Source organism: Kitasatospora sp. NPDC023120 (assembly GCF_055560835.1).
Window position 1 is genome coordinate 39,480 of record NZ_JBVHHY010000036.1, and the last position, 23,773, is coordinate 63,252.

General features: G+C 70.8%; 21 protein-coding genes and 2 pseudogenes. 7 read left to right on the forward strand and 16 right to left on the reverse strand.

What is annotated here, in order from left to right; all coding sequences use genetic code 11:
* Positions 1 to 8 precede the first annotated feature (8 nt).
* From ACZ3TI_RS35750 to ACZ3TI_RS35785, 8 genes are all read right to left on the reverse strand, one after another.
* Positions 9 to 1,295 carry an MFS transporter gene (locus ACZ3TI_RS35750; protein ID WP_465733812.1) on the reverse strand — a complete coding sequence of 429 codons (1,287 nt, stop codon included), beginning with the start codon at positions 1,293 to 1,295 and terminating at the stop codon, positions 9 to 11.
* On the reverse strand, positions 1,292 to 2,317 hold the full coding sequence (locus tag ACZ3TI_RS35755; protein WP_465733814.1) for a TauD/TfdA family dioxygenase: 1,026 nt from the start codon (positions 2,315 to 2,317) through the stop codon (positions 1,292 to 1,294). The genes ACZ3TI_RS35750 and ACZ3TI_RS35755 overlap by 4 nt, the downstream gene beginning before the upstream one ends.
* Positions 2,318 to 2,394: 77 nt before the next feature.
* Positions 2,395 to 3,423, reverse strand: a complete 1,029-nt coding sequence (locus ACZ3TI_RS35760) for an isocitrate/isopropylmalate dehydrogenase family protein (RefSeq protein ID WP_465733816.1) — start codon at positions 3,421 to 3,423, stop codon at positions 2,395 to 2,397.
* 9 nt (positions 3,424 to 3,432) lie between these two features.
* Entirely contained in the window at positions 3,433 to 4,614 is a 1,182-nt protein-coding gene (locus ACZ3TI_RS35765) for a pyridoxal phosphate-dependent aminotransferase (RefSeq protein WP_465733818.1), read from the reverse strand.
* The gene (gene leuD / locus ACZ3TI_RS35770; protein ID WP_465733820.1) at positions 4,611 to 5,237 is read right to left on the reverse strand and encodes a 3-isopropylmalate dehydratase small subunit; all 627 of its coding nucleotides are present in this window, start codon (positions 5,235 to 5,237) and stop codon (positions 4,611 to 4,613) included. The genes ACZ3TI_RS35765 and leuD overlap by 4 nt, the downstream gene beginning before the upstream one ends.
* 9 nt (positions 5,238 to 5,246) lie before the next feature.
* Entirely contained in the window at positions 5,247 to 6,647 is a 1,401-nt protein-coding gene (leuC, locus tag ACZ3TI_RS35775) for a 3-isopropylmalate dehydratase large subunit (protein ID WP_465733822.1), read from the reverse strand.
* Complete coding sequence (locus tag ACZ3TI_RS35780) at positions 6,644 to 7,834, reverse strand: LeuA family protein (protein WP_465733824.1); 1,191 nt, start codon at positions 7,832 to 7,834, stop codon at positions 6,644 to 6,646. The genes leuC and ACZ3TI_RS35780 overlap by 4 nt, the downstream gene beginning before the upstream one ends.
* Before the next feature lie 627 nt (positions 7,835 to 8,461).
* The gene (locus tag ACZ3TI_RS35785; RefSeq protein WP_465733826.1) at positions 8,462 to 9,304 is read right to left on the reverse strand and encodes an ArsR/SmtB family transcription factor; all 843 of its coding nucleotides are present in this window, start codon (positions 9,302 to 9,304) and stop codon (positions 8,462 to 8,464) included.
* 834 nt (positions 9,305 to 10,138) lie between these two features.
* Between ACZ3TI_RS35785 and ACZ3TI_RS35790 the strand changes: the two genes are divergently transcribed.
* Positions 10,139 to 10,351: an MbtH family protein gene (locus tag ACZ3TI_RS35790; protein WP_465733828.1), complete on the forward strand. Its 213-nt coding sequence runs from the start codon at positions 10,139 to 10,141 to the stop codon at positions 10,349 to 10,351.
* A gap of 311 nt (positions 10,352 to 10,662) precedes the next feature.
* On the opposite strand, the pseudogene ACZ3TI_RS35795 reads toward ACZ3TI_RS35790, so the two are convergent.
* The 7 genes and pseudogenes from ACZ3TI_RS35795 to ACZ3TI_RS35825 all read right to left on the reverse strand — a co-directional run.
* A pseudogene (locus tag ACZ3TI_RS35795) lies at positions 10,663 to 10,788 on the reverse strand (transposase); the annotation flags it as partial.
* A 145-nt stretch (positions 10,789 to 10,933) separates the two neighbouring features.
* On the reverse strand, positions 10,934 to 11,095 hold the full coding sequence (locus ACZ3TI_RS35800; RefSeq protein ID WP_465733850.1) for a UPF0158 family protein: 162 nt from the start codon (positions 11,093 to 11,095) through the stop codon (positions 10,934 to 10,936).
* A gap of 72 nt (positions 11,096 to 11,167) precedes the next feature.
* Positions 11,168 to 11,521: a hypothetical protein gene (locus tag ACZ3TI_RS35805; RefSeq protein WP_465733830.1), complete on the reverse strand. Its 354-nt coding sequence runs from the start codon at positions 11,519 to 11,521 to the stop codon at positions 11,168 to 11,170.
* 247 nt (positions 11,522 to 11,768) lie between these two features.
* On the reverse strand, positions 11,769 to 12,722 hold the full coding sequence (locus tag ACZ3TI_RS35810) for a sigma-70 family RNA polymerase sigma factor (RefSeq protein ID WP_465733832.1): 954 nt from the start codon (positions 12,720 to 12,722) through the stop codon (positions 11,769 to 11,771).
* An 18-nt stretch (positions 12,723 to 12,740) separates the two neighbouring features.
* Positions 12,741 to 13,961: an NAD(P)/FAD-dependent oxidoreductase gene (locus ACZ3TI_RS35815; protein WP_465733834.1), complete on the reverse strand. Its 1,221-nt coding sequence runs from the start codon at positions 13,959 to 13,961 to the stop codon at positions 12,741 to 12,743.
* 1,418 nt (positions 13,962 to 15,379) lie between these two features.
* Positions 15,380 to 16,909 (reverse strand): DEAD/DEAH box helicase, encoded by a 1,530-nt coding sequence (locus ACZ3TI_RS35820; RefSeq protein WP_465733836.1) that lies wholly within the window; start codon positions 16,907 to 16,909, stop codon positions 15,380 to 15,382.
* Between the two features lie 372 nt (positions 16,910 to 17,281).
* On the reverse strand, positions 17,282 to 17,485 hold the full coding sequence (locus ACZ3TI_RS35825) for a cold-shock protein (protein ID WP_045694210.1): 204 nt from the start codon (positions 17,483 to 17,485) through the stop codon (positions 17,282 to 17,284).
* Between the two features lie 514 nt (positions 17,486 to 17,999).
* On the opposite strand from ACZ3TI_RS35825, the gene ACZ3TI_RS35830 reads away from it, so the two are divergent.
* The 4 genes and pseudogenes from ACZ3TI_RS35830 to ACZ3TI_RS35845 all read left to right on the forward strand — a co-directional run bounded on the left by ACZ3TI_RS35830 (position 18,000) and on the right by ACZ3TI_RS35845 (position 20,840).
* A complete protein-coding gene (locus ACZ3TI_RS35830; protein ID WP_465733838.1) occupies positions 18,000 to 18,227 on the forward strand; it encodes a hypothetical protein in 228 nt (75 codons plus the stop codon).
* A gap of 925 nt (positions 18,228 to 19,152) precedes the next feature.
* Positions 19,153 to 19,365 (forward strand): annotated as a pseudogene (locus tag ACZ3TI_RS35835) (serine/threonine-protein phosphatase); the annotation flags it as partial.
* Positions 19,366 to 19,787: 422 nt separating this feature from the next.
* On the forward strand, positions 19,788 to 20,264 hold the full coding sequence (locus tag ACZ3TI_RS35840) for a DUF5994 family protein (protein WP_465733840.1): 477 nt from the start codon (positions 19,788 to 19,790) through the stop codon (positions 20,262 to 20,264).
* Positions 20,265 to 20,672: 408 nt separating this feature from the next.
* The gene (locus tag ACZ3TI_RS35845; protein WP_465733842.1) at positions 20,673 to 20,840 is read left to right on the forward strand and encodes a hypothetical protein; all 168 of its coding nucleotides are present in this window, start codon (positions 20,673 to 20,675) and stop codon (positions 20,838 to 20,840) included.
* 255 nt (positions 20,841 to 21,095) lie between these two features.
* Here the strand turns inward: ACZ3TI_RS35845 and dnaK are convergent, their stop codons facing one another.
* Positions 21,096 to 22,952, reverse strand: coding sequence for a molecular chaperone DnaK (gene dnaK, locus ACZ3TI_RS35850; RefSeq protein ID WP_465733844.1), 1,857 nt, complete (start codon positions 22,950 to 22,952; stop codon positions 21,096 to 21,098).
* 221 nt (positions 22,953 to 23,173) lie between these two features.
* Between dnaK and ACZ3TI_RS35855 the strand changes: the two genes are divergently transcribed.
* Together ACZ3TI_RS35855 and ACZ3TI_RS35860 are read left to right on the forward strand one after the other, a co-directional pair.
* Positions 23,174 to 23,524 carry a DUF6296 family protein gene (locus tag ACZ3TI_RS35855; RefSeq protein ID WP_465733846.1) on the forward strand — a complete coding sequence of 117 codons (351 nt, stop codon included), beginning with the start codon at positions 23,174 to 23,176 and terminating at the stop codon, positions 23,522 to 23,524.
* The coding region (locus ACZ3TI_RS35860) for a DUF5994 family protein (RefSeq protein WP_465733852.1) at positions 23,428 to 23,773 on the forward strand (346 nt) is incomplete at its 3' end. The genes ACZ3TI_RS35855 and ACZ3TI_RS35860, both read left to right, overlap by 97 nt.

Below are 23,773 nucleotides of genomic sequence, written 5' to 3' on the forward strand. Positions count from 1 at the left end.
GGCCGCCATCAGGTGTCCGCCCCCGGTTCGCCGGGCTCGGCCGGCATACGGACGGCGCCGCTGAACGTGGCCAGGAGGGCGAGCAGCACCAGGACCGCCGTGGCCGCCGCCACCGTGGCCACCGCCCCGGAGAACTCCAGCAGCGCCCCGGCCGCGATCGTGCCCAGGGCGGAGGCCGCTCCGAGGCTCACCCCGATCGCGCCGGCAAGCCTGCCGCGCATCGAGTCCGGCGTGATCAGCATCTGGTGCGTGGCAATGATCGCGGTCGCGGTCGGCGCCAGGAAGGCCGTGGCGCCGAGCACCACGCCGTAGCAGTACCCGGCGGGCAGCACCGCCAGCAGCGGCACCAGCGCGCTCGCGCCCCAGGTCAGCAACAGAACCGCGGTGTACGGCGCCAGTCTCAGCCGCAGCCGGGGCGCGGCGAGGGCGCCCAGGACTCCCCCGGCGCCCATCAGCGCCCCGATCGCCCCGACCTGCGCCCCGGCGCCCGCCTGCTGCGCCATGCCGATGACCGCCAGCAGCAGCCCGCTGAAGACCGCGTTGAAGCCCATGGTGAGCCCCACCGTGACCCTGAGCAGGCGGTGACCGCACAACCAGCGCAGGCCCGCCAGCGTGTCCCGGAGCAGGCCGCCCGAGTCGGCGGCGGGCAGTCGCTTGCGCTCTTGAGGAGCCCGCAGGAACAGCAGGGTGCCGAACGCGGCCAGCGAGGCCATCGCCTGGGCGGCGAACGGCAGCACGCGCATCGCGTTGTACAGCACGCCGCCGAGGCCGGGCCCCGTGATCGTGGCGACGTAGTAGCGCGCGGTGTTGCGGGCCACCGCGGACGGCAGCTGGGCCGCGGGCACGACCAGCGGCAGCAGTGCCTGGTCGGCGGCGTTGAACAGCGCGGTACTCACGCCCTCGACCACCGCCACCCCCAGGATCAGGGCGAGCGGCGCCCAGTCGGCCGCGATGGCGACGGCCAGGACCCCCAGCGCCAGGGCCCGTGCGGCCTCGGACGCCAACAGCACCCGCTTGCGCGGCAGCCGGTCCGCCAGCGCGCCGGCCGGCAGCCCCGCCACCATCCGGGCGGCGGCGACGGCGAACTCCACCAGCGAGGCCTGGAACACCGACCCCGTCATGGCGATCACCAGCAGCGGGTAGGCGAACAGCGTCGCCTGGGAGCCCAGTTGCGAGACCACGTTGCTGCTCCACAGCAGGTTGTACTCGCGGTTGCGGCTCAACGGACGGGCGGGCGGAATCTCCTCCGCCCGCCCTCCGTTCCGCACCGTGCCCGGCTCGGTCCGCTCACTCACCCCGTGTGCCCCGCCACACCGCCACCGGGCAGCGGGGTCCGCTCCCCCGGGCGCAGCCGCGACCAGGACAGCGCGTCAGCCATGCTCACGAACAGCCGGCGAGGCGGCACGAACGGGGCCCGGCCGTGCGCCACGCTCAGGTTGTCCACGATCAGCACGTCGCCGGTGCGGCAGGTCACGTCGAGCTGGTGGTCGCGGTAGCCGGCGTGCAGGGCCTCGATGACGTCCTGGGAGATCTCCGTACCGTCCGCGTGGAAGGTGTTGGTCGGGATGCCGTAGGGCCCGTACTCCTCCAGCAGCAGCTCGGCCAGGTCCTTGTTCAGCGAGCTGGAGTGGAAGAACGTCATGTGGTTGAACCACGTCTTCCGGCCGGTCTCCGGGTGGGTGGCCACCGCCCAGCGCACCTGCCGGGTCTGGACGTGGTCCTCGGCCAGCCACTCCACCTCGATGCCGTTGTCCGCGCAGTAGCGGCGGACCCGGTCCGGGTCCTCGGTGCCGAACGCCTGCTGCCAGGTGAGGCCGAGCCCGGGCAGGAAGTTGCGCACCAGGAGGTAGCCCTCCCGGTCGAACCGCTCCACGAGGTCGCGGGGCAGCGAGTCGTGGATGGCCCGGCAGTCGGCGAGCCGGTTCGCACCGCCCTCCGGGGCGCCCTGCTGGCAGAAGAAGAACAGGTAGCGCGGCACCGTGAGGTTGTACGACTGCTCGGTGTGGAGGAAGATCTCCTCGGTCGGCGGGTGGTCCGTCGCCGTGAACACCCCGGGGTGCAACTCGGTCCGCGGCGAGGAGCGCTCGGTGTAGTCCAGCGGCGTGCCGACGATGTGCTTCACGAAGGCGTCCAGGTCGTCCCAGTCGGCCCACTGGTACCCGCCCAGTAGGGCGGCACCGTGCTCGACGACCCTTTCGCGGATCAACGGGCCGTGCTGGGCGCCGAGTTCGGTCAGCGCTGGACGGCCCGGGCTGGACACCCCGCACACCAGCCCGCCGAGCCGCGGCTCGGTGTCCAAGGTGATCGATGCGGTCATGGGAACGCGTTCCTCCTGATTCCGGATCTAACCGTTTGCCTTCGGTCCGTCGGGGCGGGCCCGCACGGCGCCGGACATCAGTCCAGCGCCGCCCGGATGGCCTCGCCCGCCTGACGGGTGGTCAAGCTGCCGCCGAGGTCCGGGGTGCAGCGGTGCTCCGCGATGGTCCGGCGCACCGCCCGCTCCAGGGCCTCGGCCTCGCTCTTCAGCCCGCGGTCGCGCAGCAGCAGCGCAGCGCTCAGCACGGCGCCCGCGGGGTTGGCCAGCCCCGTGCCGACGATGTCGGGAGCGCTGCCGTGCACCGGCTCGTAGAGGCCCACCCCGGTCTGCGGGTTGATGTTCGCCGAGGCCGCGGTGCCCAAGCCGCCGGCGAGTTCGGCCGTGAGGTCGCTGAGGATGTCGCCGTAGGTGTTGTTGGCGACGATCACGTCGAACGACGTCGGGTCGTTGACCAGCTTCATCGCCGCGGCGTCCACGTACAGGTGGGAGGAGGCCACCTCGGGGTGGCGCTCCTTGGCCGACCGCCACACCCGTTGCCACAACCGGCCGCCGAACGGCACCGCGTTGGACTTGTCGACCATGCACACCGCCCGGCGGGCGATGCCGTAGGCGTACTCGACGACCCGCGACACCCCCAGGTGGGTGCTCATCTCCTGGTCGACGGCGACCTCGTCGGCGGTGCCGGCGCGCAGGCTGCCGCCGACCCCGCTATAGAGGCCCTCGGTGTTCTCGCGCACCACCACGCAGTCGATGCCGCGGCGGGACTCGTCGCGCAGCGGGCTGAGCCGGTCGTCCAGCAGTACCGCCGGACGGTAGTTGACGAACAGGTCCAGCTCCGTACGGAGCCTGAGCAACACCCCGCGGGCGTAGTCCGGGGTGGTCACCCGCGGGTCGCCGACGGCGCCGAACAGCACCGTGCCGCAGGCCCGGACCAGCTCCAGCTCGTCGTCGGTGAGCGACACCCCCTCCCGCAGGTAGCGGTCGGCGTTGATCCGGTCGAGGAAGGTGAACTCCAGGTCGGCACCGAGGGCTTGGAGGGTGGTGACGGCCTCCTCGGTCACCTCGGGACCGATGCCGTCGCCGGGTATCACGATGATCTTCTGCACGGGATCGTCCTAGGGTCGGGCGGTCAGGCGCCGGTGGGCTTCGAGCAGGGTGGACTCGGGGCGGTTGAAGGCCACGCGGACGTACCGGTCGCCGCGCCCCGGGTCGGCGAAGAACGGGGTGGCCGGGCACAGCAGCACCCCGGTCCGCTCGACCAGGTCGCGGACGAACCGGGGGCTCGGCTCCTCGGTGAGGCCGTGGGTCCCGGCCATCACGTAAACGCCGCCGCGGGGCGCGGCGCAGTCGAAACCCGCCTCGGTGAGCATCCGGACGGCGCGGTCGCGCAGCGGCCGCATCGACTCGGCCGGGTCCCAGCCGTCCTGCAGGGCGGGCCCGCCGTGGGCGACGGCGTACTGCAGGGGCGCCGCGGCGCCGCCGGTGGTGGCGATGTGCACCTGCCGCAGCAGCCGGGTCCAGGGCTCGGGGGCCCGCAGGTAGCCCAGCCGCCACCCGCTGACGGCGTGGCTCTTGGAGAAGCTGCCCAGCACGATGCTCCGGTCGGCCAGACCGGGCACCTCGGCGGCCGAGCGGTGCGGCTCGCCGTCGTAGACGTACGGGGCGTAGACCTCGTCGGAGACGGCGACCACGTCCCACTTCTCGCACAGTTCGGCGATCAGGCCCAGTTCCTCGGCGGTCAGCAACCGCCCGGTCGGGTTGGCCGGGCTGTTGATGACTATCGCCCGGGTCCGCGGGCCGAAGGCGGCGGCCAGCGCGCCCGGGTCGACGGCCCAGTCCGGGCCGTCGGCCGACACGAACCGCGGTACGCCTCCGGCCAGCGCGATGGCGCTGAGGAAGTTCTCGTAGAACGGCTCGAGGACGACGACCTCGTCGCCGGGGTCGACGCAGGCCAGCAGGGCCACCCCGAGCGCCTCACTGGCGCCCGCGGTGACCGTCAGCTCGGTGACGGGGTCGGGGTGGCCCGGCAGGGAGCACGCGATCCACTCGCGCAGCCGAGCGTTCCCGGCCGGGTCCTCGTACTGATTGACGCCCTCCTGGAGGGCGTGGACGGCGTGCTTGACCAGCTCGGGCGGGGTGACGGGCCACCCCGGGGTGCCGGCCGCGAGGTTCACCACGCCCTCGCTGCCGGCCGCCAGAAGTAGCCCGACCAGGCCGCCATCGGGCATCTGACGCACGCGCTCCGCGCCGAGCGGGTGGCGTGCCGTGGTGGGGGACGGGGCAGGAGCGGCGGTCACCCTGCCGCCCCTGCGGCGAGCTCGGCCCCCGAGCCACGGGGCACGGTCGGCAGCCAGGACGGGCGGCGCCGTTCGTACGCGTCGATCAGGTCGCCGCGCCGCAGGGTCAGCTCGATGGTGTCCAGGCCCTGCAGCAGCAGTTCGCGGGCCCGCTGCTCGGCCTCGAAGTCCCAGCTGCGGTCGCCGGCGCGCAGCCGCAGCTCCTGGAGGTCGACGGTGACCGTGAAAGACGGGTCCCGCTCGGCCTCGGACATCAGCTCCTGGACCACCTCCACGGGCTGGTCGACCGGGATCAGCCCGTTGTTCATCGCGTTGCGCCGGAAGATGTCTCCGAAGCCGGAGGCCACGACCGCGACGAAGCCGCCGTCCTTCAGGGCCCACACCGCGTGCTCCCGCGAGCTGCCGATGCCGAAGTTGCGACCGGCCAGCAGGACGCTCGCGCCGGAGTGCGCCGGGCGGTCGAGGACGAAGTCGGGCTCCTGTCGCCATCGGGCGAACAGCGCGTCCGCGTAGCCGCTCTTGACGACGCGCTTGCAGTACTCGGCCGGGACGATCTGGTCGGTGTCGACGTCATCGCGGCGCAGGGCCACCGCCCGCCCGGTGTGCGTGATCAGGGGTTGCATGGGCCTCTCTCATCCCAGGTCGGCGGGAGCCGACAGACGGCCGGCCACCGCGGTCGCGGCGGCGACCACCGGCGACACCAGGTGGGTACGGGCGGTGGCGCCCTGCCGACCCTCGTAGTTGCGGTTGGAGGTGGAAGCCGAGCGCTGCGGCCCGGTGAGACGGTCGGTGTTCATGCCCAGGCACATCGAGCAGCCCGGCAGCCGCCACTCGGCGCCCGCGTCGAGGAACACCTTGTCCAGGCCTTCCTGTTCGGCCTGTTCGCGCACCTGCACGGAGCCGGGGACGACGAGCAGCCGGGTGGAGCCGGCCACCTTGCGGCCGCGCAGCACCCCGGCGGCGGCCCGCAGGTCCTCGATCCGGCCGTTGGTGCAGGACCCGAGGAAGACCACGTCGACGGGGACGTCGCGCAGCGGCGTGCCCGGCTTGAGGTCCATGTACTCCAGGGCCCGCTCGGCCGCCGCCCGCTCGGCCCCGTCGGCGAAGGACTCGGGGGCCGGCACGCGTGCGCTCAGCGGCACCGCCTGGCTGGGGTTGGTGCCCCAGGTCACCAGCGGGCTCAGGCCCGACACGTCCAGTTCGACGGTCTTGTCGAAGGAGGCGCCTTCGTCGGTGCGCAGCGTCCGCCAGTGGGCCACGGCCGCGTCCCAGTCGGCGCCCTTCGGCGCGTGCGGGCGCTCCCTGAGGTAGGCGAAGGTGGTCTCGTCGGGAGCGACCAGGCCGGCCCGGGCGCCCGCCTCGATGCTCATGTTGCACAGCGTCATCCGGGCTTCCATGGACAGCGCCCGGACCGCGGCACCGCGGTACTCGATGACGTGCCCCTGGGCACCGTTGGCGCCGATCCGCGCGATCAGCGCCAGGATGAGGTCCTTGGCGCCCACACCCGCGGGCAGCTCGCCGGTGAACTCCACCACCATGGTCCTGGGCCGGCTGATGGCCAGGCACTGGGTGGCCAGGACGTGCTCGACGTCGCTGGTGCCGATGCCGAATGCGAGCGCCCCGAAGGCGCCGTGCGTGGAGGTGTGGCTGTCCCCGCAGACGATCGCCATGCCCGGCTGCACGAGCCCGAGCTGCGGGCCGACCACGTGCACGATGCCCTGGCGGCGGTGGCCGAGCTGGTAGAGCTCCACGCCGTAGGTCTCGCAGTTGCGCCGCAGGGTGTCGATCTGGAGGCGGCTGACCGGGTCCTCGATGACCATGGAGTCGGTGGGGACGTTGTGGTCCTCCAGCGCCACGGTCAGCTCCGGGTGCCGCACGGTGCGTCCCGCCAGCCGCAGGCCGTCGAAGGCCTGCGGGGAGGTGGCCTCGTGGGTCAGGTGCAGGTCGATGAAGAGCAGGTCGGGCTCGCCGTCCGCCCGGTGCACGACATGACTGTCCCACAGCTTCTCGGCGAGGGTGGCCGGGGTCGTCACGCGGCGGCCCCGGTCGACTGGGCGAACCGCTCGGCCAGGCTGGCGCGGACCACGTCCAGTTCGTCGCACTCGCCGCCGGTGCGGCTGGCGATGTAGTCGTGGTACAGCTCGTCCAGCAGCTCGGGGGTGGCGGGCACGTCGAGCTGCTCCAGCAGGTGCGCCAGGATGCCGCGGCCGGAGTGACGGCCGACGAGCAGCGAGCGCTCCCGACCCACCCGGGTGGGCTCCAGGTACTCGTACGTCTCCGGGCGCGCCAGCATGCCGGCCTGGTGGATCCCCGCCTGGGTGGCGAAGGAGTACTGACCGAAGATCGCCTTGTTCCGCGGCGTCTCCATCGAGATGGCCCGGGTCAGCACCTGGTAGGCCGCGTGCAGCCGCTCGGTCCTGATCGTGGTGGTGAAACCGTAGTGCTCCGCCTTGTACAGCAGAACGGCGGCGAGCTCCTCCAGGGCGGCGTTGCCCGCGCGCTCGCCGATCCCGCCGAGCGTCACCTGCATCTCGTCGGCACCGGCTTCGAGGCCCGCGAGGGTGTTGGCGACGGCGAGGCCGAAGTCGTCGTGGCAGTGGACGGACAGCACGGTGCCGGCGGGGACCCACTGGCGTACGGCGTGGGTGAGGTCGCCGAACTCGGCGGGCACCATGCAACCGGAGGTCTCGCCGAGCGCGATCGTCGAGGCGCCCGATTCCATGACGATCTCGCAGTAGCCGCGCAGCAGGTCGTGCTCGCCCCGGCTGGCGTCCTCGACGCCGACCGAGATGTCGGTGACGCCGAGCTCCTTGGCGGCCTTGATGGCGGCGCGGACCTCGGAGTACGCCTGCTCCCTGGTGATGCCGCGCTTGTGCTCCAGGTGCAGGTCGCTCCCGGTGACCAGGAGCTGGATCTGGTGCCGCTCGGTGCCGCCGGCCTCGACCGCCGTCTCCACGTCGCCGGGTACCGAGCGGCAGAACGAGGCGAGCCGGACCTCCTTCCTCAGCTGCTCGGACATCATCCGGGTCGCCTTGAAGTCCGTCGGCGAGGCCGCCGGGAACCCGGTCTCGATGACGTCGACGCCAAGGCTCTGGATCGCCAGCGCCACGTCGAGCTTCTGCTCCGCCGTCATGGCGTTTCCAGGAGCCTGCTCGCCGTCGCGGAGCGTGGTGTCGAAGACGGAAATCCGGCGGGTTTCTGCAGTTTTGGTGACCACCATTTAGACCTTCCCCCATTACCGCCAGCGCGGCCGTTCAGTTTTCGCCTCGGCGACAACGGTGATCTGAGGAAATGCCGGCCCACCATGCGGGAACCGGCATGCTGACTTGTCCGTGAATGCTCGGGGGAACTCCCCGTCACCCTGAGCACACTTCTTTATCTAAGATCACCCCGGCGGGCCTCGCTACGTCTTTTCACAGGGGCCGAATAGCGCTGGTCGAATGATGTTCGAGGAGTTGGCCGGGGCCGGCGGACGGCCGCCGGCCGGACCTGCCACGCCCGGCCGGACGGGCGTCGGGGTGCAGAGAACTGCACCCCGAGACGGCAGGGAACCTGACTGCGGGCGCCGCTCCCCGAGGGCTAGCCTCGCTGTGCGGCGGGAGACCAACCGCCACACCCCTTCCTTCCACCCCTCACGGCGAACAGGAAACGCGATGTCTGGATGGCAGCCCCAAAAAGAACGTCCGCTGTGGCCCTGGGTTTTGCTGGCCATCGTGGTGGTGGGCGTCTGCATCAACGTGACGCTCAGCCTGGCGTAGCCCCGCAGGGCAGCCGGGGCCGGCCCACTCCCCAGCCGACCCCGTACACGCCGACGGGCGCAGCCGCGCCACGCCCGTCGGCGCACCGCTCAGGCGATGAGCTCCTCGTGGAGGAGGGCGTTGCCCAGCGGGGTGAGAGTGTGCGTCACGGTGTTGAACGACCTGAGGGTGGTCACCAACCCGGCGCTCCGCAGGATGGTCGCATGCTGACTGGCGGCCGCCACGGAGATGCCCACCCGGGCGCCCAGCTCCGTCGTGCTGCAACTGTCCGTGAGGGCCCGCAGCACCTCCGCCCGGGTCCGGCCCAGCAGCGCGCCGAGCGCGTTGCCCTGGGCCGGACCGTCGCTCCACATGGCCGCCATCCACTTCTGCTTGACCGGGATCGGGTAGACGAGCACCGGCATGCCGACCCCGGACAGATCGTGCAGGAGCACGGGGGGCCGCGAGTGGAGGAACAGCGAGGGCGCCAGGAGCAACCCGTTGTCGCCGAGCCTCAGTTCGCCGTCCGGACCGGGAACCTCGAGGACGGGCGACGCCCAGTGGACGGTGGGGTGCAGGGTGCTGAGCACCTTGTCCATGCCGCCGCTGAGCATGATCTGGCCGCGGGCCGCTCGGTCGATGGCGAGCCGACCGCCGATGCGCTGCCAGTACGGGGCGACCGCGTGCCGCGAGAACTCGCCGACCTCCCTGGCGATGCGCGCGGCGGAACCGTTCGGTCTGCGCCCGGCGACGCCATCCAGGCCGTCCACACGCCGGACGAGGTCGTAGATGTCCGGGAGGGGACGCAGCGTCGACGCCAGTTTGGACAGAGCACGGGAGCCGGGTGCGGCAACGGCATGCGCCCGCCAGGGCGCGAATTCCGGACCACCTCTGCCGGCGCCCAGCAATTCCAGCGCGAGGAGCGCTTCCACCAACTCCTCTGGCTCATCCATGATTCGCGTCTTGGCGAGACTCGCAGGCGATAGAATAAGGCGCGTCACACTCCCACCCCCGTGTCCAACAAATGAAAAGTTCGCGCTTTGCCGAGACCTTCTGCGAATTAACCTTTCTGCTGCATAGCAGAAACAATCACGCGCTCTGACAGGTCGCATGCGACCCTCAAAGCACCTTCGCACCATATGTCACACGCATGGCGAAGGCAACAACAGGTCACAGCCATAGGTGATGAGAGATAGCGGGATTCCAGCAGGTCGCCCCATCCCGAAACAGCCCCCCTGCTCCAACGCCAGAGGGGCTACCGATGTCCACCCGGTCTTCACATTCGAGTAACCCAAGGGTGAAGACTTGATTCGTCTACCAGTTGACAAGTACATGGTTCCATGCCGCCACAGGATCGGTCAACCGACCAACTGGGTACCGCAGTTGACTTCGGTCACCTCCAACACCATCAGAACCGGAGCATATTTCGGCCACAAAGGGATCGGCCAGTTCCGGATTTCCCGGATGCCCGCCGCCGCCTTCGACGCCTGCGGTTCCTGTGCGTTCTAGTCATGATCAGCTCGACCCTAGCCCCGCCGGTATGGCGGGACAGGAGAGTGGACTGCAGTCTTCAGGTGCAGAAAACTGCCCCTGGACATCTCTCCCGAAGTAGGCTCCGGCCGCCTCCCCGACCGACCGCACCCCGACCTGCCTGCGTTGTTTCGCCCCGGCTTAAAGGCGTGGCGGTCGGCCCCGACAGGCGGCAGGCTGGCGTCAGTTCTTCTCCGAGACGGGTCGGCGGTGCCCCCTGAACCCACCGCGCCCCGGGCCGAAAGGAACCCCCCGCCGTGCAGAACCCCTTCGACGACCCCGACGTCCGCTTCCTGGTCCTGGTCAACAGCGAGAACCAGCACTCGCTGTGGCCCTCCTTCATGGAGGTGCCCGCAGGCTGGCGGATCACCCACCCCGAGGACACCCGGCAGTCCTGCGTCGACTACATCGAGGAGCACTGGACCGACATCCGCCCCAGAAAGCCGGCGGAAGCACTGGGCCGGCTCTGACCGAACCGACCCGATCACCCTTCTCGACCCGCCGAACCGCGCATCGCGCGCAAAGGCATCGGACGTCCTCGGCCTCGCCGCTGCACTCACCTGCTTCAAGCGGCTCCTCCAACTCACCACCTAGGACACGCTGCAAGCCCATGCAGGGCCCGCCGTTCGTCCGTCCGACCTCCCGCATCACCATCTACAGCGTCCCCGACGTCCAGGCTTGGCCGGGCTCGCGCCGCATCGTCCCCGGAGAAGCCGACTGATGCCCCAGCAGAACCCACCGATCGGCGTGAAGTTCTGCGGGACGCGACGCACCAGTTGCGCAGGGCCTCGTGGTGCACGCCCAGGTCCCGGGCCATCTGACGGATCACGGGCTTCGGATCGGCAGCCCGGTACGCGGCAACAGCTCCCTGCCGCAACTCGGGCGGATACTTCATCGGTGCAGCCATGGCAGAGGCTCCCTTCTCACGACCAATCAGGCCCTGCCCGGCAACCTTCCGCACCTCGGGGGAACCTCACTCACGCTCCAATTGTGGAATGCTCCGCGCTTTCCGGAGCCTCCGATCGTCTCCTCCCCACAGCGCGGCTGCGCGGTCACGGGCGGGCCATCGGGCGGTAGCCGTTCTGGGCGAGCCAGGCCCGCGCCCGGCCGCGCCGCCGTTCCTCGGTGAACAGGTGGAACCGGCGCAGCTCGTCGTCACGGTGCGCCAGCACGTCTTTGAAGCGGCGGAACGCGCCACGGCCGGAGATCGCGATCTCCAGGCGATCCGCGAGATCGGCGTCACCGATACCGAGGCGATCATCGCCACGCGCCCCTGAGCAGCGCATTCAATTCCACTCGCCTCCCGGCAGCTGCCAGGACCCGCCGAGCGGTGGCGTGTGAGCGTTCGCGGCACGGCGCACCCGCAGGCCGCCGGCCAGACACAGGACTGCGCCGAGCATGAGCCAGGTCACGAGAACGATGACGGAGCGGGTGGTGCCGGCGCCGTCGAAGAAGGCGGTGGAGCGCAGCAACTGGACACCCGCCCCGGACGGCAGCAGCTGACCGAGCATGCCGGACCAGCCGGGCAGCATCTCGGGGGCGGTCGACGTTCCTGACAGGGGATTGCCGACGAGCATCATGGCGACGGCGCCGAGCGTACCCGCCGCCCCGATCACGACCACGTCGGTGCTGTCAGCCATGGCATTTCCTCCGTCTCCAGGGAAGTTCGGCCTCAAGACACCGCGCTGTCGACGACCGTGACAGCATGTGGCGCAGATCACTTCACGGGTGCAGGCTCGGCGCTACGGTCGGTCGACCGGAGGACAGCCCTCCTCCCCGGCAGGACGGACACTGCCGATGCGGCACCAGCCTGACGCGCTTGCACGCTCGCGGCGTTCACCGGTTGCGATGACGTTCGGTCGAAGCCTGGCCGCGGTCGGCGTCGGGTCACCACTGGGAGATGAGCGGCGTGTCCGGTTCGTGCTGCCGCCAGGCGTCGTTGAGGCGGGCTAGGCGGCTGGGGGCGGCGATGCCGCGCACGGTCGCGATCCTGCCGCCCGTGATGTCGAACGTCACGGCGCCGACCACCTGGTCGCCGGGCACGAACAGGATGGCGGGGGCGCCGTTGACGAGCGCGTAGTGGACGGCGGACGTGCCGCCGGCGAGTCGCCGCTTCGCGGCTGTGGGTTTGAAGCCGGCCCGTGCGATGGCGGCGATGCGCTGCGCGGTGTCGTACTGCAGCAGCTTCTCGGTCAGGCCAGCGCCGTCGGAGATCGCGGTCGCGTCGTCGGTGAGCAGTGCCACCAGCCGTTCGGTGCGGCCGGACGAGGCGGCGGCGAGGAACTCCTCGACGATCCTGCGGGCGGAGGCCGGGTCGGCTTCGCCGCCGCCGCGGCGCGCGGTGGTGATGCGGAGCCGGGCCCGGTGGAGGTGCTGCTGGCTCGCGGATTCGGTGATGTCGAGGATCTCGGCGATCTCGGCGTGGCTGTAGGAGAACGCTTCGCGCAGGACGTAGACGGCCCGCTCGGGCGGTGACAGGCGCTCCATGAGGGTCAGCACGGCCAGGGAGACGGATTCGCGCTGCTCGAAGGTGTCGGCAGGGCCGAGCATGGGGTCGCCGTCGAGGAGCGGTTCGGGCAGCCAGGCGCCGACGGCGCGTTCACGGCGGGCCTGCGCCGAGCGGAGCCGGTCCAGGCACAGGTTGGTGACGACCTTGGTCAGCCACGCCTCCGGCACCTTGATCAACTTCCGGTCGGCGGCCTGCCAGTGGACGAACGCATCCTGCACGGCGTCCTCGGCGTCGGCGGCTGAGCCGAGGAGACGGTACGCCAGCGAGGCCAGCCGGTTGCGGCCGGCCTCGAACCGGCTGGTGTCGAAGCGATCAGTGGCGGTGCTGTCCACGTGGATCACCCTAGGCGGCTACGCGACCGTCATCGTGCCGGACGTGACGGCGTTTTCGGCGGTCGCGTCCGGCACGGCGGCCAGGCGGTGCCTGCGCTTGGGCATGCCGAGGGTCGGGTGCGAGGTCGCCCACCGGGAGAGCGCGACGAGACGCACCTTGAGCCGCGCGGACTTCCGGCCGCCCATGTGCTTCGGCTTCGGCTGTCCTTCGTGGTCGACCCCCTGCCAGATCGCGTCCCGCTGCCCGAGGCTGATGTGGTTGTACGTGTAGACCAGCTTGGTTTTCGCGATCTTGCGGCCGGTCAGGCATCCCACGATCGCGGGGATGGCCTGCTGGCTGGTGCAGGCGGCCGTGGCGCAGGACATCGGCAGCGGCCGGCCGTTGTCACCGATGGCGTGGGCGCTGTCGCCGATGGCGTAGACGTTCAGGTGTGACACCGACCGCATGGTGCGGTCGACGACGATCCGACCGTCCCCGGTGACCTCCAGCCCGCCGGCGGCGGCGATGGGGTCGACCGCGAACCCGGCCGTCCACACGGTCGCGTCGGACGCCAGGACGGCGCCGTCGGCGCACAGCACCCGCGTCGCTTCGACGGCCTCGACCACGGTGCGCTCCAGGACGGTGACGCCCAGCCGGTCGCAGGCCCGGCGCAGGCGGCCGCGGGCCCCTGCGGAGAGCCGGGCGCCCAATTCACGGCGGGCGATGAGCGTCACCGACAGCTCGGGGCGGGATTCGGCGATCTCGGTGGCGGTCTCGATGCCGGTCAGCCCCTCGCCGACGACCACCACACTCCCCCCGCCACCTCGCCTGTCCAGGCTGTCCAAGCGCTCGCGCAGCCGCAGCGCCGAGGGCCGGGCGGCGACGTCGAAGGCATGCTCGGCCGCGCCGGGGACGCCGTCGACGTCGCCGTGGCTGCCGAGCGCGTAGACCAGCGTGTCGTAGCCGAGCTCGGCGCCGCCGTCGACATCGGCCACGGCGACGACCCGGCGCTCGGGGTCGACGGCGGTGACCCGGGCCACGCGCAGTCGGATCCCCGTGCCCGCGAACACGCCGGCAAGCTTCGGAGCCTCGATGTCTCGGCCGGCCGCCAACTGGTGCAGGCGCATCCGCTCGACGAAGTCCGGTACAGCGTTGACCACGGTGATCTCGACGTCCGCCGGGGACAGCCGACGGGCCAGGTTCCCGGCCGTGTAGGCCCCGGCATAGCCGGCGCCGAGGACGATGATGCGGTGCTTCATGAGTTGCTCCCGTCGATTCGCTGGTTCCTGGTGATTGAGCGGAACAGCTCCCCGATTGCTGACAGGAACCGTATGTGACATGGGCCACAGGCCGAGGGGACGGCTTGGACGCGTAAGTCTGGGAGGTGGCCGGCGACCGGCGTCCGCAGGCGAGTCGAAGAATTCGCGGGTTCGACAACCCGGGGACTCTCCCAGGGTGCTGTCCCATTCGCTGCGGTCAGCCGACGGGGCGGGAGCGGGTCAGCGCCAGTCGACTGACGGCCGCGCCGGTCAGCCCCACGAGCAGAGCCACAATGACGTCCGCCCCCTGATCCTCAAGGAGAACGCCGTCCGCGTCCTGTCCCTCTGACGACGCACGCGAGACGCGACCGGGCGCGCGGTGGTTCACCGGCGTCGTGAACCGGCGAGCGAGCAGATCGAGGCGAGGTGACCCGGCCGGCCTCGGTACGGTCGGCGAGGACGACCGCTCGGCGCTGCTGCGCAGGCACGCCGGTCCACCCCTGTCTGAATCCACGCCAGGACGGGCATCCCACCATCACCCTGCCGACGGGCCCGGCTGAGACTCCCCCACGAGTCCAACCGGGCCTCTGGCCGGCGGCCGGGCCCGGACGCGACTCCCCCCACGGAGCGGCAACCGGGCCCGCATGGTGCTCAACCAGCGACACGCAGCGTACATGCCACATCCACCCAGCGCTACCTCGCGGCGAAGCCGCGGCCGCGACGGCAATGGACCCGACCGCCCACCGCGGGCACCACAGCCGAGGCGCCCCCTACCCGACCCGGGCCCACCGGCCCCGCGCGCGACAAATCGACGGGCGAAACGTGTTGCCCACGCGATCGGCAGGCTCCATGCCCAGGAGGACGATCTCGCGCAGATCGCGAAGCACACGTACCGACCCACCCGCGGAAAGGCCTGCGGCCGAAAGGTGGTGAGACACCGCCACCTTCGCAGCCACAGAATCACGCACAGGGGCCGCGCAGCGGTCGGAGAGGACGCGACGGCGGACGCTGCCCCCCCCAGGCGACCGGCGCTGCGGGCCGCTTCGAACCACCAACTCCCGTAATCGCCTGGCGAGATGATCAACCTGAGAGGGTTTCGCCGTCTGCCGGGTCGAGTGCGATCCGGCAGACCCCGGGGTCGGCCTCGACGAGCAGGCGGCCGGCGACCTGACGGTTCCGGCCTCCACACGCCGCGGGCGGAGAGCACCTCCCCGGGCCCGGGCGGCGGTGGTGACGAACACCGGGCCGCGGGTGCGTCCCTTGACCAGCCGGGGCAGCAGCCGGGCGGTCCCTGCGTCCCAGAACACCGTCTCCCGCACGTAGTCCTTGCGGGCTGCCAGGCAGGGCTTCTGGAGCGGTGTGGCCGACCAGGCGAACTGTGCGGGCCCGGTCCGCGCCGCGAGCCGGGCCCGGCGGTGCTACGCGACGCGGGCGGCGCGCCTGGGCGTCCGGCGGCGGCCGGAGGAGCCCTGGTCGTCGCGGCCGGTGGCGGCTCGGGTGTCGCCGACGGCGTAGGCGGGGCGGCGGCCGCGACTCGTGGACGGGCTGCGGCGCGGCCGCTCGACGACGGGGTCGGGGATCACGGTGGGGATGCCCGTGGGCACGCGGGCGCCGGTGATGCGGGCCAGGTCCTCGTCGCCGGCGCTGACCCTGGTGGTGACGGGGGTGATGGCGGCCGTTGTCATCATGCGGGCCATCCCGCGACGCTGGTTGGGCAGCACCAGCGTGACGACGGTGCCGGACTCGCCGGCCCGGGCGGTGCGGCCGCCCCGGTGGAGGTAGTCCTTGTGGTCGCCCGGCGGGTCCACGTTGACGACCAGGTCGAGCCCGTCGACGTGGATGCCGCGGGCGGCGACGTTGGTCGCGATCAACGCGGTCACCTCGCCGGTGCGAAACTGCTCCAGGGTGCGGGTGCGCTGCGGCTGGGACTTGCCGCCGTGCAGGGCCGCGGCCTTCACGCCATTTGCGAGCAGGTCCTCCGCCAGGCGGTCCGCGCCGTGCTTGGTGTCGATGAACATGATCACCCTGCCGTCGCGGGACGCGATGTGGGCGATCGTGGCGTTCTTGTCGAAGTTCTGCACGTGCAGCACGTGGTGCTCCATGGTGCTGACCGCTCCCGCGGACGGGTCCACCGAGTGGGTGACCGGGTCCTTGAGGAAGCGCCGCACCAGGCGGTCGACGTTGCGGTCCAGGGTGGCGGAGAACAGCATGGTCTGGCCGCCTTCGGCGACCTGGTCGAGGAGCTCGGTGACGTGGGGCAGGAAGCCCATGTCGGCCATCTGGTCGGCCTCGTCGAGCACCGTGATACCGACCCGGTCCAGCCGGCAGTCACCGCGCTGGATCAGGTCTTTCAGCCGGCCCGGGGTGGCCACCACGACCTCCGCCCCGCGGTTCAGCATCCATGCCTGGCGACTCATCGACGTCCCGCCCACCACGGTCGCCATCCGCAGGCGCACCGCGTGGGCGTAGGGGGTGAGTGCCTCGGTGACCTGCTGCGCGAGCTCGCGGGTGGGGACCAGCACCACGGCCAGCGGGTGACGTGGCTCGGCCCGCTGCCCGGCGGTGCGCGCCAGCACGGCGAGGCCGAACGCGATGGTCTTGCCGGAGCCGGTCCGGCCCCGTCCGAGGAGGTCACGGCCGGCCAGCGAGTTCGGCAGCGTTGCAGCCTGGATCGGGAACGGCGCGGTGACGCCCTGGCGGGTCAGCACCGACAGCAGCGCCTTCGGCATGTCCAGCTCGTCGAAGGACTCGACGGCCGGCAGTGCCGGGGTGATGCTCACCGGCATCGCGAACTCGCCCTGCGCGGAGGCGCCCCGAGGGGCACTCCGGCCGGAGGGGCGTCGGCCTCCGGCGGGCCGGTCGCCGTAGAAGGAGCCGCCACCGGAGCGGGAGCCGGCCGCGGAGCGGAAGTCGGTGTCGTGGTAGGAGGAGCGACTGGAGCGGGCCATACGGAAGACCTTCCTCGGGGTGGCACGTCACGAGGAAGGCTCCATGGCGCGGGGCGCCGAGCGGAGACCGCAAGGGAACGGGCCAGAAGTGTGACGGGCGGAGCGTGGACGGTGAAACCGTTCGGCACGTCATCTACGATCGGCGCTCGCCACGGAGGGCGAGAGCGAAGAACCTCGAACCGTGAGCTGTCACGGCGGGGCGCCGATCCGGACGCGGCGCTGTGCGTCTCGCGTGGGGATGGCCGCCGGTGGCGGAGCCAGGGGCCCGAACGGCCGGAGGGGTGCGCCGTGGCGCGATGACCGAGGGGCCCGCACCGGGCACTTGTGCGCGGTGCGGGCCCCTCGCTGCCAGGCGGGTGCGTGGCAGAAGAACTACAGCGGGCGAATGTTCTCGGCCTGCGGGCCCTTCTGGCCCTGCGTGACGTCGAACTCGACCTTCTGGCCCTCGAGCAGCTCACGGAAGCCGTTGGCGTTGATGTTCGAGTAGTGGGCGAAGACGTCCGGGCCGCCACCCTCCTGCTCGATGAAGCCGAAGCCCTTCTCCGAGTTGAACCACTTCACAGTGCCATTAGCCATTAAAAATCTCCTTCAAGGGACTGTCCGAAGCACGCACAGCGCGCGCTTCGAGTCACCGCATGGAGCGCCCGCCGGGGAAAAGCCGGGGAACAAAAAATGCGCCCGCAATACATCAGCAGGCGCACACAAAGTTCATGGGAACCACTACTGCAACTAAGACGACTGTAGCAGGCCGCAGCCCGCTGCGGCAGGATGTTTCACCCCCGGTTCTGCGGGAGCCTTCGCTCCGAGCGGCCGGTCCGGGCCGGGAGGACCGTGAACACGCCTGGAGAGCAAGCCTCTTGAGTACCCAGCCGCCCGCCGTCGGGACCGACGGCTTCCGGGGGAAGGCGGTTCCTGTGGTGGGGAACGCCTGCCCTCGCGGTGGACAGCCCCGCGAAGGCGGCGCACCATCCGCCCACCGGCGCCGTTCAAGGGGCCGCACTGGACGCCGGGCGCGGCATTCCGGTCAGGCCCGAGCTCGTATGCGCTGGGGAGTCCCGCGAACGCGGTTCCAGGCGCCATACTGGCCGGAATGACGAAATTTGCAGCAGGTCGCCGCCCCCTGCCCACCAGCCCCTTCAAGCCCCGGGTGGAAGCGCCGCCCAAGCACTTCACCCTCGGCGACCGGGTCACCCATGACGGGTACGGCCTCGGTCGGGTCATCGGCGTCGAAGGTGACGGCGACATCGCGGTACTCGTCGACTTCGGATCACGACAGGAACGCATCACCCACCCGTACACCGCGATGGTCAAACTCTGACCCCGGACGCCCCCGGCACTCGGCGAAACCCACGGCCAGCGGCCTCCACGTCGCCCCTGCCGAAAACCTTATCCAGTGCTGCGAACCTGCGCGTTCTCATGGCGCCGTCACGCCTCGAGAAGTCGCCACCGAATTCGCCGATCCGCCCCCTTGTCGCCACGACAAGGGATCGTCCCAGGTCAGACCAGGGGCTCAAGGACAAGAAGCTCACCCTCAAGCCCACCACCTGGGGCGGGTCGGCCTTCATCACCGAAGGCCTTGCGAGGGCGACCCGACCATCGCAGGCTGGACCCAACCGATCCACGACAGCCCGCAGGGCAGTCGCCACCACCCGCGCCGCTTACTCCACCACCGCCGGACGCCGGCACAACCCGTCCTCGGCCGAACCACGGCACACGGCCCCGCCCCAAAAAAAGGCCGTTCCCCGCATTCCTGCGGGGAACGGCCTTCCGGCCTGCATGAACGTAGCGCCGACCGGGGCAACAGGATCTGAATCTGCGCCCCCTGCCCCTCATTCACCCTGTGATCTTTCCCGCCGAAAAGGCGGACATTTTTTCGATCACGGGTCGCAGAGCCAGGGATCCTGCCTCAGTGATCTGCATATTCGCCTCCTCGCGATCGTCCTACCGGTAACTTCTCCCGGTAATTTCCAGGATACTCCTTATTGCGAGAATTTGAGCCCGCCGCGCACATGGGTTAATACTTGAAAATTCCCCTACGTGACGCCCGACCAGAATATCCACCCGAGATATCTCCTGTGTCTCACCCCGCAGTCACAGGATCCATCCTGGCCGAGGTGTCGCAGGGTGAGGGCCGGCGCCATGCCGGGACAGGGGAAGTGCCGGTGAGTCCTACGCCGATCCAGGTGGAGGCCGGGCGAGGAAGCCGGCCGACGGAGAGTACTGCTGCGGGAAAACCGTGGTTCGTGGCGGAGTCCGCACGGAAGAACCGCGCGACTGCGGTGGACCGGTCGAAAGGGGTTCGGTGAGCGGCTCCTGGGGCATCTGCCGGACCGGGCTCACGAGATGCCGTCCCAGCTCTCGCTCCGACGGTGGCCGAGGAAGTGCACGCGATCGGTGGCCGGGACGTCTCGATCCTCCTCCAGTACTACGGCCAAGTCATGCTGACGCCCCCGCCGGCGATGAACACCCCGGGTCGCAGCCGCCGGAATCCTGGAACCCGCCTACAACGTCGCCGATGACACCCTGGATTACACCTGCAATGGGCAGACGCCGGCCTCCTCGCCACGCCAGAACGGCGGGCGCCCCCTCGGCAGTGACCGGCCGCAGCTCTGCCCGGCAACACAGTGCGCACTCTGCGCCCATGCGTACATGCGTTGTTCGGACGTTTCCGGCGGCTCCCCCTGGCCCCCCGATCCGGCCTTCACGAAGACGCAGGTCGACCAACGGCAACCCACCGACCGCCCCTGCTCACCCCGGAGGCCGGGGCTGTGGCCGGAGTACGGTGGAAGAGCGCACCGTCCACGGCCTGCGGGCTACTGCGGTGCCCCGGCGGCAGCACGAGGCCGTCCACGAACGAGCCCAGGGCAGGTGTTTCGACATGACCGCGACCTCCGATCCCGCCGCCGCCCAGCCACCGGGGCCGGAGCCGGCGGTCCGCCTCTCACTGACACCCGAGGGCGCCACGCGCGGCCGGCTGGACGGGGCCTGGTGGCCGCGCTCGCACGACCTCCTGCGCGAACTGCCCCCGCTGGCGACGGCACTTGACCCCACGTGGGGGAAGGTCACCCGTGTCACCGTGAATCCGACGCACTGGCCGGTCATCCCCCGGCGCGTCCCGGTCGCAGGCCATGTCATCCACGTCGGGTGGTTCGAACAGGAGCAGGACGCGGACGAGGTGATCGTGTGCTCCTTCACCCCTCTACGCCTGGAGCTCCTGGTGATTCCCCCGGAGGCCGAGGCCTCCGCCGCCGAGTGGCTGATGACAGCGGCGTCCGACCCGGCCAACACACGCACCGGCACCGACCTCCTGACAGCCGCGGGTGCGCCGACCGCAGACCCGCGGGAAGACGGATGACAACGGTCGGCAGCGGACGACACCAGGCCGTTCACCGCCGACCTCGGCCCTGACTCCCGCTGCCGGCGCCCGCCCCCGGCGGCGCCCCGGATCCGGCGGGCAGGTACACGGACACCGCCCGGACATGTGCCGCCGCGCGGGCCCAGGAAGCCCTACATCGAACTGTGCCGGTTTCGGCCTGGTTTTCGTCTCCCTCGCCGGCGTGCGGGTCGGCCCAGGCCATCTGCAGGTCACCTGGCTCAAGAGCCAGGTCAAGAAGGCTCCGGCGATCGGCACCGACGGCGTACTGCCGGCCGACCATTAGCCTGCGATCTTCGCGCACGACGAACTGGACTACGTGCCGGGCGCGGGCGGTGAACGCCGCCTGGCACGCAGAGAGGACCCGACAGACTCTGAAGGAGGCCAAAGATGGCACTGGTGCTGTTCCTGATCATCGTGGCGATCGTGCTCGGCGTCGTCGGCGCCGTCGCCAAGGGCCTGCTCTACCTGCTATTCATCGGCATCGCCGTGCTGATCATCGCCGTGATCATCTCTGCTGTCAGGTTCCGGCGCGGCGCCCGCTCCCCCGTCCGATGAGCCGTACGCACCCACCGTACGGGGGTGCGGCGGATGCACTGACAGTCTGCGGGCCGGTACCCGGAACCGCTTCGCAGGTAGGTGGCCGCGGCCTGGAGCCACGCCACGGGGCTGGAGGACGCCTCGACCACGCGCTGGTCCGTCCTGGTACTGCATGTCCAGCGGCCCTATCGAGGGCTCCGCCGGCGACCGGGCCTCGGCCGAGAGTTCCACGCCCCCAGGGCGGTCGTCCCGGGCCCGGATCGGCGGGCCGGCTCATCCGGGGGCTCCTTTCGGAGTCTGGTCGTCGACGATCTCCGCATCGACGACCTCCTCCTCATCGCCGCCCTGCGTCGGGCCGGTGCCGGCCGAGGCTTGCGGGCCGCCGGCCTGGGCGTAGAGGGCGGTACCGATCTTCTGTGCGACGGTGGCCGCGCGCTCCATCGAGGTGCGGATGGCCGGGCTGTCCTCGCCCTTGAGCTTGTCCTTCAGGTCCGCCAGGGCCTCGTTCACCTCGGACGTGACGTCTGAGGGGATCTTGTCCGGGTTGTCCTGGAGGAGTTTCTCGGTGGAGTAGACGAGGTGTTCGGCCTGGTTGCGGGTCTCGGCGGCCTCCTTGCGGCGACGGTCCTCCTCGGCGTGCTGCTCGGCCTCGCGCATCATGCGCTCGATGTCCTGCTTGGGCAGGGAGGAGCCACCGGTGACCGTCATCCTCTGCTCCTTCCCGGTGCCGAGGTCCTTGGCCGCGACGTGCATGATGCCGTTGGCGTCGATGTCGAAGGTGACCTCGATCTGCGGCAGGCCGCGCGGCGCCGGCGGCAGGCCGGTCAGCTCGAACATGCCGAGCTTCTTGTTGTACGCGGCGATCTCGCGCTCACCCTGGAAGACCTGGATCTGCACGGACGGCTGGTTGTCCTCGGCCGTCGTGAAGATCTCGGAGCGCCGGGTGGGGATCGTGGTGTTGCGCTCGATCAGCTTGGTCATGATGCCGCCCTTGGTCTCGATACCGAGGGACAGCGGGGTGACGTCCAACAGCAGGACGTCCTTGACCTCACCCTTGAGGACACCGGCCTGCAGGGAGGCGCCGATGGCGACGACCTCGTCCGGATTGACGCCCTTGTGCGGGTCCTTGCCGGTCAGCTCCTTCACCAGGCCGGTGACGGCCGGCATACGGGTCGAGCCGCCGACGAGGATGACGTGGTCGATGCCGGACACCTTGATCCCGGCGTCCTTCACCGCCTGGTGGAACGGGGTCTTGCAGCGTTCCAGCAGGTCCGCGGTGAGCTGCTGGAACTCGGCGCGGGTGAGCTTCTCGTCCAGGTGCAGCGGGCCCTCGGCCGAGGCCGTGATGTACGGCAGGTTGATCGTCGTCTCGCTCGTCGAGGACAGCTCGATCTTGGCCTTCTCGGCGGCCTCGCGCAGCCGCTGCACGGCCATCTTGTCCTTCGACAGGTCGATGCCGTAGCCGTTCTTGAACTGCTGGACGAGGTGGTCGACGATCTTCTGGTCCCAGTCGTCGCCGCCGAGATGGGTGTCGCCGTTGGTGGCTTTCACCTCCACCACTCCCTCGCCGATCTCCAGCAGGGAGACGTCGAAGGTGCCACCGCCGAGGTCGAAGACCAGGATCGTCTGGTCACTCTCCTTGTCCAGACCGTACGCGAGGGCCGCGGCGGTCGGCTCGTTGACGATGCGCAGCACCTTCAGGCCGGCGATCTCGCCGGCTTCCTTGGTGGCGGTGCGCTGGGAGTCGTTGAAGTAGGCGGGGACGGTGACGACGGCGTCGGTGACGTCCTCGCCGAGGTAGGCCTCGGCGTCGCGCTTGAGCTTCTGCAGTACACGGGCGGAGATCTCCTGCGCGGTGTACCGCTTTCCATCGACGTCACCGGCGTCGGGGAAGCGCCAGTGCGGGTCGCCCACGTGGCGTTTGACGGAGCGGGCGGTGCGGTCCACGTTCGTGACGGCCTGGCGTTTGGCGACTTCGCCGACCAGCACGTCGCCGCCCTTGGCGAACGCCACGACCGACGGGGTGGTGCGCGCCCCTTCCGCGTTGGGGATGACGGTGGGCTCGCCGCCCTCCAGGACACAGACGACGGAGTTCGTGGTGCCCAGATCGATACCGACGGAGCGAGCCATCGCGGGGCCTCCTCCCGCACGAGCGGATTCCCGAGCCAACCCTCTCTCCCTCACTCGTAAAACGTGAGTTGCGCGGTGTCAAGCGCTGGCGGGAGTCCCCTTGGCGGGGCCCGCGCCGGACCGCCGGGGCGACGGCCTGCGCTGTTCATACGATGGGAGCGTCGGGCCACCCGCCGGGGGGCGAGAGGGGCCCCGAACGCTCGGTGGCGAGAAGGTTCGCCATGGCTTCCGTACCGCGGTACACGATTGCCCTGCCCGGTGCTCCCGGCACCCACGCGCTGCCCGAGATGGTCGTCGTGCATTTGACCGCCGAGCTCGGCCCGAACTGGGAGCCGGTCTACGCGGACGTCTCGGGGCCTGTGCGCGTGCAGGTGGCCGCCAGCGTCCTGAGCGGCCGGATCGGTCCGGCGCGGGCGGAGTACCGTGGGGATATCGGGGCGGCCAGCAACACCTCGGCCCCGTCGCGAGCGTCGGCCTGGACACGGAAGCCTGGGACGACGTCCCGGCCCGCCTGGTCGTCGACGGCCGGTCGGTGCACATCGACCGGTACCCGGTCGGCGACGACACCGTGATCATCACGCGGAGCGACCACGATCACTTCAGCCTGCTCGTCGTCCCCCCGCACGCGGGACAGGAGGCCGCCCTGGCCGCGATGGCCCGCGCGGTCGAGGCCGGCGGGACCGACTCGGCGCGGCAGATCCTCATCGCCACCGGCATCGGGCCCGAGCCACCGGCATCGGTCCCGGGCCACCGGCCGAAGCGTCCTGAGGGACGGCCTCGTGGGCCGGGCTCCTCGGGCCGACAGGAAAGGCGGGACGCAG